The following is an 8,219-nucleotide window of genomic DNA, read 5'->3' on the forward strand; positions in this document are numbered from 1 at the left end:
GCCATGGCCTCCTCTCCCCGATCTCTGCGGATCTGGTCCTGGCTGCACACCTGGAGCGGCCTTGCCTGCACCGGCTTCCTGCTGCTGCTGTGCCTGACCGGGTTGCCCCTGATCTTCCATCAGGAGATCGATGCCCTGACACGGGCTCCGCAGCGGACGCAGGGGCAAGCGCTGGAACACCGCGCGGCGAACGCGCCCGACCTCGACGCGATGGTGCGCTCCGCCCTCGACACCCGGCCGGGCTGGAAGCCGATGTTCCTGCTGTGGGACGATGAACGCCCGCTCATCAACCTGGTCATCGCGCCTTCGCTCCACGCGCAGGAAAGCGAGGTGCAGATCCTCCCTTTCGATGCGCGCAGCGGCGCAAGGCTCACCGCGCCCCCGTCGAACGAGGGGGTCATGGCGTTCCTGCTGGACCTGCATTCAAGCCTCCTGCTGGGGCCGCTGGGCACCTATTTCCTCGCCCTGATCGGCCTGCTCTTTGCCCTGTGCCTGGTCTCGGGCGTGGTGGTCTACGCCCCGTTCATGCGCCATCTGGCCTTCGGTTCGATCCGCAAGCGACGAAGCGCGCGGATCAAATGGCTCGACGGGCACAACATGGTCGGCATGGTCACGCTGGGATGGCTTGGCGTGGTCACGCTCTCGGGCATCCTGCTCACGCTGGCCGGGCCAATCCAGACCTACTGGAAGCAGACCGAACTTGCCGACATGGTGCGCGCCTACAAGGGACAGGGCGCCGTCGAACAGCCGGTTTCGGCCAACGCGGTCCACGCCGAAATCCGGCGCACACTTCCCGATGCGCGCATCGCCTTCATCGCCTGGCCCGATGGCCCGGCCAGCACGGCGCATCATTTCATGGTGGCCCTGTCCGGGGACACGCCGCTCACATCGCACACGATCGAAGCCGCGCTGGTCGATGCCCGCAGCGGCAGACTGACCCGCGTTCTGCAGAGCCCCTGGTATCTCAAAGCGCTCTTTCTCTCGATCCCGCTGCATTTCGGCGATTACGCCAGCCTGCCCCTGAAGATCATCTGGGCGCTGTTCGACCTCGCGGCCATCCTGCTGCTTGGCACGGGGCTCTATCTGTGGGGGACCAAACGCGCGCGCCGCACACGCCGGACCTTGCCCGCAACACCCCACGCCCGGATCGCCCCGACATGACGCAAAAAAAGCCCGCCAAAGCCAGACGCAGCGGATGGCAGATCTATCGCCCGGCCCTGGCGCTCGGCGGCCTCAGCCTCCTGGGGCTGGGCCTGGCGCTGCTGGGTGACGGGCTGTACGATCTGGCATCCTGGGTCATCCTTGGCGCCACGCTGGCGAGCATGCCCTACTTCTGGAACCGGCCGAGCTGACGATGCTTCACTCGGACTGCATCTTGCGAATCATTCTGAGCACCGCGCGGCGCGGGAGGAAGGGGAGCAGCCGCACGAGCTGGCGCTGCGTGCGGGTCATGCCGGTGATGATCTCGAGCTTGCCCGCCAGCATGGCCTCGTAGCCTTCCTGCGCGACCACGCGCGCCGAGCTGGCGTGGGCGAAGAGATCGAGCCGCTGCATACCCGAGGTCGCGCCGAATTCGGTATCGACCGGGCCTGGCATCATCACCGTCACGCGAACCGCGGTCTCGCGCAGTTCCTCGGCGATCGCGTTGCTGAACGAGCGCACATAGGCCTTGGACGCGAAATAGACCGCCTGCATCGGCCCCGGCGTCAGCGCCGCGCTCGAGGCGACGTTGAGCACGCGCCCGGCGTTGCGCGCCACCAGATCGGGCAGGAACAGACGGGTGAGCGCGGTCAGGGCGACCATGTTGACCTGCATCATCGCGCGGTCCGCCGCCCAGTCGCGCTGGTCGAACCGCCCCAGTCCGCCAAAACCGGCGTTATTGCACAGATATTCGACCGTGATCGCCTCCGCCCTGACCCGCTCGTAGATGCGCTGCGGCGCGCCGTCGTCGGCGAGGTCTTCGGCCAGCACCAGCACCGCGATGCCGTGCGCGGCTTCGAGTTCGGCGGCCAGCGCCTGCAGCCGGTCGAGCCGACGCGCGACGAGCACGAGATCGCCACCACGCCCGGCATGGATGCGGGCAAGTTGCGCGCCGATGCCGCTCGAGGCTCCGGTGATGAGGGCGGTTCCCGGTCTGGGCGTAGCTCCCGGTATGGGCATGGCAGGCGTCTCCTCGGGTGGTCCGGCAGATCGAAGTCTTCACTTGATGACTTAAGTCATCATGTGTTGAGTTACAAGCATGACGACCCGCGAACGCCCCGCTCGCCCCCGCAACGCCCAGGCAACCAAGGACGCCATCGCCAAGGCGGCACGACGACTGTTCGTGCAACAGGGCTACGACCGGACGGGCCTGCGCGAAATCGCCGGGGCGGCGGACGTCGACCCGGCGATGATCGCGCGCTATTTCGGCTCCAAGCGGGCGCTCTTCGCGCAGACCGTCCTGCCCCTGCTCGACGCGGAAATCCTGCTGACGCCGGACGCCGGGCACTGGCCCCAGCAGGTGGCACGCCTGGCGGTCGACCCCGCTCCGGTGCACAAGCGGGACATCGACCCGACCGGAGCGCTGCTGCTCTCGATCGCCAGCCGCGAGGTCGCCCCGATGATCGTCGAGGCGCTCGGCCACAACGCGGTCGCCCCGCTGGCCCGACACCTTCGCGCCCATGCTGGCCCGCCAGCCGCCGATGCGGATGGCCGCGAGGATGGCACCCTGAACGCCGCCTTCGCGCTGGCCATGCTGCTGGGCTTCGACGCGCTCTACCGGATCGCCCCGCTCGATGCCTTGCGCAAGGCGGACCCGGACCAGTTGCGCGACAAGCTCGCCGCCGTACTCGACGCCATCGTCTCGCCGCCCGCGCGCTGATCGCCGCGCCCGGACAAAGGGTCGGCCCGCCGCGTCGGAAGGCTATCGCCACCGACGTCACCACGCCCGCTCCGGCGAGGCTTCCCCTTGCCGCCCTGCCCCTTGCTGAAATTGGGCTGGAGCCGCGCGGCCCGGATACATGGACCCGGTCAGGCCGGTATCGAACCTCGTGTTCGGGACGAGCGCTGCGGCATAGTCCGCGATGAGGTCGAGCTCCATGTTCGCCCCGCCAAACGTGCCCCAGCCCGACAGATTGGAGGCCCAGGTTCCGACATGAAGCCCGCTTTCGTGGTCAAGCTCGACTCCGGCCTGCGCCGGCACGAAAGGGGCAAGAGCCACGGCCAGTGCGACCGGGACAAGGGCGATTTGAAACGATTCCATGGGGATCTTTCGGAAAGCCGGAAAACATCTCCGCAGCGACGGTGCAGAGGCGCTACGGCGTTCGGGTACGGCCCTGGCGCGGCGGACGGGGCGCGAAGGCCTGCGATGCGCTCCAGCGCCCTGAGGCGCGCCGTCTCACGCCTCACGCCGCGCGGGACGCCCAGTGACCGGGGAGCGGAACCTGGCGCCACAGGCCAGGCCCCACGACGAGGAGCAGCATGCCCGCCACCAGCAACAGCCAGTCAAGCGTGCACAGCCCCAGTTCGGATAGCTGCCGCGCCAGCTGCGCGGGGGCGGGAGGATGGCCGTGGAAGCGATGAAAGAGCCGATCGGTCACGCCCCCGGCCAGGCCGAGCAGCGCGGCGCCGCACAGGCGAAGAGCACGTTTTGCAATGGGTTTGTGGTGCCACGGTAGCATGGAAGCCCCCTTTGAAGAGGCCCTCCAGCTATCGACGCCAGCATAGCAATTCGAGACGGCCAGCGCCGCGATCGCATTGAGATTTCATAGGATCGGGCGTCCCCACGGCGACACGCGCGAAAATCATACGCAAATCCTATGCGCTCGCGCCTTTCCCTGCATGGAGTTCAAACGCGCATTCGTGGCATGGCGCCGCTGCGATGCCCCACCAACGATCAGAACCGAGTCCGGCCAAACCGGCTCAAGCCACCCCGTCGTCCTCCCCGCCGCTAGCCCCGACCCGTGCCGTGCAGACCGAGGAACGATCCGGCCACGGCCCGAGCGGGCGCCTGGGAACGCTGGCTCTGGGCGCACTGGGCGTGGTGTTCGGCGATATCGGCACCTCCCCGCTCTACGCGCTCAAGGAGAGTTTCGTCGGGCATCATCCGATGCTCGTCGATGCGCCCCACATATTCGGTGTCCTCTCGCTGATATTCTGGACCATGACGATGATCGTCACGCTCAAGTACGTGTTCCTCGTCATGCGCGCCGACAACGAAGGCGAGGGCGGCTCGATGGCGCTTCTCGCGCTGCTCGACCGCAATCTCGCGCGCGGCCGCTGGCTTGGCCTGATGACCATGCTGGGCGTTGCGGCCACGGCGCTGTTCTATGGCGATGCCATCATCACCCCGGCCATCTCGGTGCTCTCGGCGGTGGAGGGGCTCACGGTCGTCGAACGCTCGCTGTCCGATCTGGTGCTGCCCATCACGATCCTCATCCTGGTTGCGCTCTTCGTCATCCAGAAGCACGGCACACAGCGGGTCGGCACGTTCTTCGGTCCGGTCATGGCGCTCTACTTCGTGGTTCTGGCGGTGCTGGGCGCGCACAACATCGTCGCGCGGCCCGGCATTCTGGGAGCCCTCAACCCCTGGTGGGGCTGGCACTTCTTCGCGCTCGATCCCGAAATGGCCTTTCTCGCGCTGGGCGCGGTCGTGCTCGCGGTGACCGGCGCCGAGGCGCTCTATGCCGACATGGGTCATTTCGGCCGCAAGGCGATCAGCCTGGCCTGGCTCTACGCGGCCTTCCCCTGCCTCATGCTCAACTATCTGGGCCAAGGGGCGCTGCTGCTCGCGCATCCCGAGGCGATCGACAATCCCTTCTTCCTGCTGGCTCCTGCCTGGGCGCGCCTGCCGCTTGTGGGTCTCGCCACGCTGGCGACGATCATCGCCAGCCAGGCGGTTATTTCGGGCGCCTTCTCGATCACCCGCCAGGCCGTGCAGCTGGGCTATCTGCCCCGGCTGCGCATCCTGCACACCAGCCCGACCGCCGAGGGCCAGGTCTATCTGCCGATCGTCAACTGGTCGCTGCTGGGCTTCGTCATCCTCCTCGTCCTCGCGTTTCGCTCCTCGACGAACCTTGCCGCGGCCTACGGGATCGCGGTGACCGGAACGATGGTCATCACCGCCTGCATGCTCGGCGTGCTCGCGCTCAAGGTCTGGCGCTGGCCCCCGGTTCTGGCGCTGGGCATGACCGCGCTGTTCCTGGTGATCGACTGTGCCTACTTCCTGTCCAACGCCACCAAGCTGTTCGATGGGGGCTGGTTTCCGCTGCTCGTCGCGCTGGTGGCCTTCACGGTCCTGTCCACCTGGTCGACGGGACGCACGATCGTTCGCCGTTCGCTTGCCGGAGCCGGGATCGACCTCGACCTGTTCATCCGCTCGACCGCGCGTTCAGCCCGCCGGGTTCCGGGCACCGCGGTGTTTCTTTCCGCCACGACCAGCGGCGTGCCCGCCGCGCTCATGCACAACATCAAGCACAACAAGGTGCTGCACGAGCGGGTCATCATCCTGACCGTCGCGACGCTGCCCACGCCGCATCTCGCGGGCGAGGCGCGGATCACCATCACCGACCACGGCGATGGTTTCTATCGCATCCTCCTGCGCCACGGTTTCCTCGAGGAGGTCGACATTCCCGCCCGGCTCCAGAGCATCGCAAGCTGCGGGAGCCCGATCGGCGGCATGACCACCAGCTATTTCCTCAGCCGGCAGACGCTCATCCCGTCCGAAAAGCCTGGCATGGCGATCTGGCGCGAGCGGCTGTTCGCCTGGATGACCCGCAACGCGGCAACGCCCATGGAGTTCTTCAACCTGCCGCCCAATCGCGTCGTGGAGCTGGGCTCGCAGCTCGAAATCTGAAGCGACGACGGCCCCCACGCCGTCGTCGCTGGGCGACCCCAAACCTCACTCGCTGTCCGCGTTCGACAGCAAGCGATAGCCGATCCCGATTTCATTGACGATCAGCGTCGGGCGCTGGGGATCGGCCTCGAGCTTCTGGCGCAGCGAGCGGATCAGCACGCGCAGGTATTCCACATGACGCTCGTGATCGCGCGGCCAGACTTCGGCCATGATCTGCTGATGCGTGATGACCCGCCCCGGAAACCGCGCAAGCTGGGTCAGCGCGGTGTATTCCTTGGGGGTGAGGTGGACTTCTTCACCCGCGCGGGTGATGCGCCGTGCGACGAGATCGATCGTCACCGCGCCCGCGCGCAGCGTGCTCACCCCGCCCTCGCGCGTGGCCCGGTTGCGCAGCACCACCCGTAGCCGCGCGAGCAGTTCCTCGGTGTCGAAGGGCTTGGTCAGGTAATCGTCGGCGCCCAGGTCGAGCGCGGCGACCTTTTCTTCGGTTGCCTCGCGCGCCGAGACGATGATGAGCGTCGCATCGCTGCCCTGCTTGACGAGGGGAACCAGTTCGAGCCCGTCGCGATCGGGCAGCCCCAGATCGAGCAGGACGACTTCGGGCCGGTTCGCCTTGAGCGCGTCGAGCGCCTCGCGCGCGGTGCCCGCCTCCAGCGTGGCGTAATCGGCGCGCGCGCAGGCCGAGACGATAAGGCGGCGGATGGCCGGTTCATCGTCGACGACCAGCACCGTGTGGCGGTTCTTCATAGGATATCCTCATCGTGCAAGGGGCTGACCAGCAGGCCCTCGGGTATCGCGATCGTGAAACAGGCGCCCGTGCCCCGCCCCGCGCCGGCGTCCGCGCCAGCATCCGCGCCGGCATCCGCGTTGCCGTCCGCGTTGGATGCGGCCACCGCCAGCCCCATCGCCTCGGCGAAACCCTTGACGATCGCCAGGCCCAGCCCGGTGCCCTGCCGGACGCGGTCCGATCCCTCGAGCCGGGTGAAGGTTTCGAAGACGCGCAGCTCCTCGCCCTGGGGGATGCCCGGCCCCTGGTCGATCACGCTCAGGATCAGCCCCTCGCGCGTGCGTGCGCAGCGAACGAGGATCGCCGTCCCCGGATCGCCGTAGCGCCCGGCGTTGTCGAGCAGGTTGATCAGGCAGTGGTGCAGCAGCACCGGATCGAGCCGCACGAGCGGAATGTCGGCCGGGATCTCGAGATCGACGCGGCGCCCGGTCAGGGCATCGCGGGTGTCGTGCGCGGCGCTGGCGACGGCATCGAACAGGTCGATCGCCTCGGGCTTCATCGGCAGGGCACCGGCTTCGACGCGCGCCATGTCGAGCAGATTGGCGACGAAGCGGTTGAGGCGCTGCGCTTCGCTTTCGATGGTCGCGGCCAGCGCCCCTTCCGTGCGCGAAACCGCATCCTGGCTCTCCCCCAGGGTCTGGCGAAGTTCCTGCGCCGCGCTCAGGATCGTGGTCAGCGGCGTGCGCAAGTCGTGGCTGACCGAGGACAGCAGCGCCGAGCGCAAGCGGTCGCGCTGCGCGATCTCGCGCGCCTTCACGCTCTCCTCCTCCAGCGTCATGCGGTCGAGCGCGATCGAGGCCTGGTCGAGCAGGCTCATCAGCAGCGGCAACTGGTCCGAACGCACCGGATCGCGGGCGTCGGTGCGCGCGATGCCCAGCACCCCCAGCACGCCGCGCCCGTTCTCGGCCCGGCTCGCCCGCAAGGGATGGAACAGCCAGTCCGAGGCGATCAGCGTGGCGGAACTGCGCCCGGCGGGCTGTTCGTTGTCGATCGCCCATTGCGCGGCGGCCATCTCGATCTGCCCCAGCGTGTCCTCGGGCGGGAAGGCGGCGGCCAGCGCCGGCCCCTGCGGCGAAGGCAGCAGCAGCACCGCGTGGACATCGATGAGGCGCGCGATGTCGGCGCAGATCGCCGGCATCAGCTCCTCGCGCGTGGCGCAGGCGGTCAACTGGCGCGAAAAGCTGGCCAAGGCGGCGTTCTGCCGCGCGCTCGCGCTCGCCAGGTCGGCCTGCGCGCGCACCCGCGCGGCGAACTGGCTGGTCACCACCGCCACGCCCAGCAGCACGATGATCGAAACCACGTTCTCGGGGTTGGCAACGGTGAGCGTGCCGGTCGGCGGCAGAAAGCAGAAATTGTAGGCCAGGCTCGAGGCGAGTCCCGCGAACAGGCCTGCGCGCAGCGAGAAATTGGCGGCCGCGAACATCACCGGCACGAGGAACAGCAGCGCGATGTTGCCCAGGTCGAGCACTTCGACCAGCAAGAGCCCGATCACCGTCATCACGGCGACCATCAGCAACGACCAGACGTAGTCCACCGAGCGCCCCCAGCGCGCGCCGGGCACGGCCGAACGTCCCGCGCCCGAGGCCCCCGTGCGCGGGC

Annotated in this window: 9 protein-coding genes; 4 read left to right on the plus strand and 5 right to left on the minus strand. The window is 68.2% G+C overall.

Annotated features, from left to right (window positions below; translation table 11 throughout):
* The first annotated feature begins 3 nt into the window (after positions 1-3).
* Positions 4-1,161, plus strand: a complete 1,158-nt coding sequence (locus MTR62_RS07545; protein WP_244018582.1) for a PepSY-associated TM helix domain-containing protein — start codon at positions 4-6, stop codon at positions 1,159-1,161.
* Positions 1,158-1,352: a hypothetical protein gene (locus MTR62_RS07550; RefSeq protein ID WP_244018584.1), complete on the plus strand. Its 195-nt coding sequence runs from the start codon at positions 1,158-1,160 to the stop codon at positions 1,350-1,352. The genes MTR62_RS07545 and MTR62_RS07550 overlap by 4 nt, the downstream gene beginning before the upstream one ends.
* A gap of 7 nt (positions 1,353-1,359) precedes the next feature.
* Here the strand turns inward: MTR62_RS07550 and MTR62_RS07555 are convergent, their stop codons facing one another.
* Positions 1,360-2,160, minus strand: coding sequence for an SDR family NAD(P)-dependent oxidoreductase (locus tag MTR62_RS07555; protein WP_244018586.1), 801 nt, complete (start codon positions 2,158-2,160; stop codon positions 1,360-1,362).
* 79 nt (positions 2,161-2,239) lie between these two features.
* Between MTR62_RS07555 and MTR62_RS07560 the strand changes: the two genes are divergently transcribed.
* A complete protein-coding gene (locus MTR62_RS07560) occupies positions 2,240-2,860 on the plus strand; it encodes a TetR/AcrR family transcriptional regulator (RefSeq protein WP_244018588.1) in 621 nt (206 codons plus the stop codon).
* Positions 2,861-2,917: 57 nt separating this feature from the next.
* Here the strand turns inward: MTR62_RS07560 and MTR62_RS21590 are convergent, their stop codons facing one another.
* Together MTR62_RS21590 and MTR62_RS07570 are read right to left on the minus strand one after the other, a co-directional pair.
* Positions 2,918-3,241 carry a TorF family putative porin gene (locus MTR62_RS21590; protein WP_407672636.1) on the minus strand — a complete coding sequence of 108 codons (324 nt, stop codon included), beginning with the start codon at positions 3,239-3,241 and terminating at the stop codon, positions 2,918-2,920.
* Between the two features lie 142 nt (positions 3,242-3,383).
* The gene (locus tag MTR62_RS07570) at positions 3,384-3,659 is read right to left on the minus strand and encodes a hypothetical protein (RefSeq protein ID WP_244018590.1); all 276 of its coding nucleotides are present in this window, start codon (positions 3,657-3,659) and stop codon (positions 3,384-3,386) included.
* Between the two features lie 200 nt (positions 3,660-3,859).
* Between MTR62_RS07570 and MTR62_RS07575 the strand changes: the two genes are divergently transcribed.
* Positions 3,860-5,833, plus strand: a complete 1,974-nt coding sequence (locus tag MTR62_RS07575; protein WP_244018592.1) for a potassium transporter Kup — start codon at positions 3,860-3,862, stop codon at positions 5,831-5,833.
* A 45-nt stretch (positions 5,834-5,878) separates the two neighbouring features.
* On the opposite strand, the gene MTR62_RS07580 is transcribed toward MTR62_RS07575, so the two are convergent.
* Both MTR62_RS07580 and MTR62_RS07585 read right to left on the minus strand, forming a co-directional pair.
* A complete protein-coding gene (locus MTR62_RS07580; protein ID WP_244018594.1) occupies positions 5,879-6,580 on the minus strand; it encodes a response regulator in 702 nt (233 codons plus the stop codon).
* A partial coding sequence (locus MTR62_RS07585; protein ID WP_244018596.1) for a DUF4118 domain-containing protein occupies positions 6,577-8,219 on the minus strand: 1,643 nt, incomplete at its 5' end. The genes MTR62_RS07585 and MTR62_RS07580, both read right to left, overlap by 4 nt.

The sequence above is a fragment of the Novosphingobium organovorum genome, assembly GCF_022832435.1.
In the GTDB taxonomy this organism is placed as follows: Bacteria; Pseudomonadota; Alphaproteobacteria; order Sphingomonadales; family Sphingomonadaceae; genus Novosphingobium; species Novosphingobium organovorum.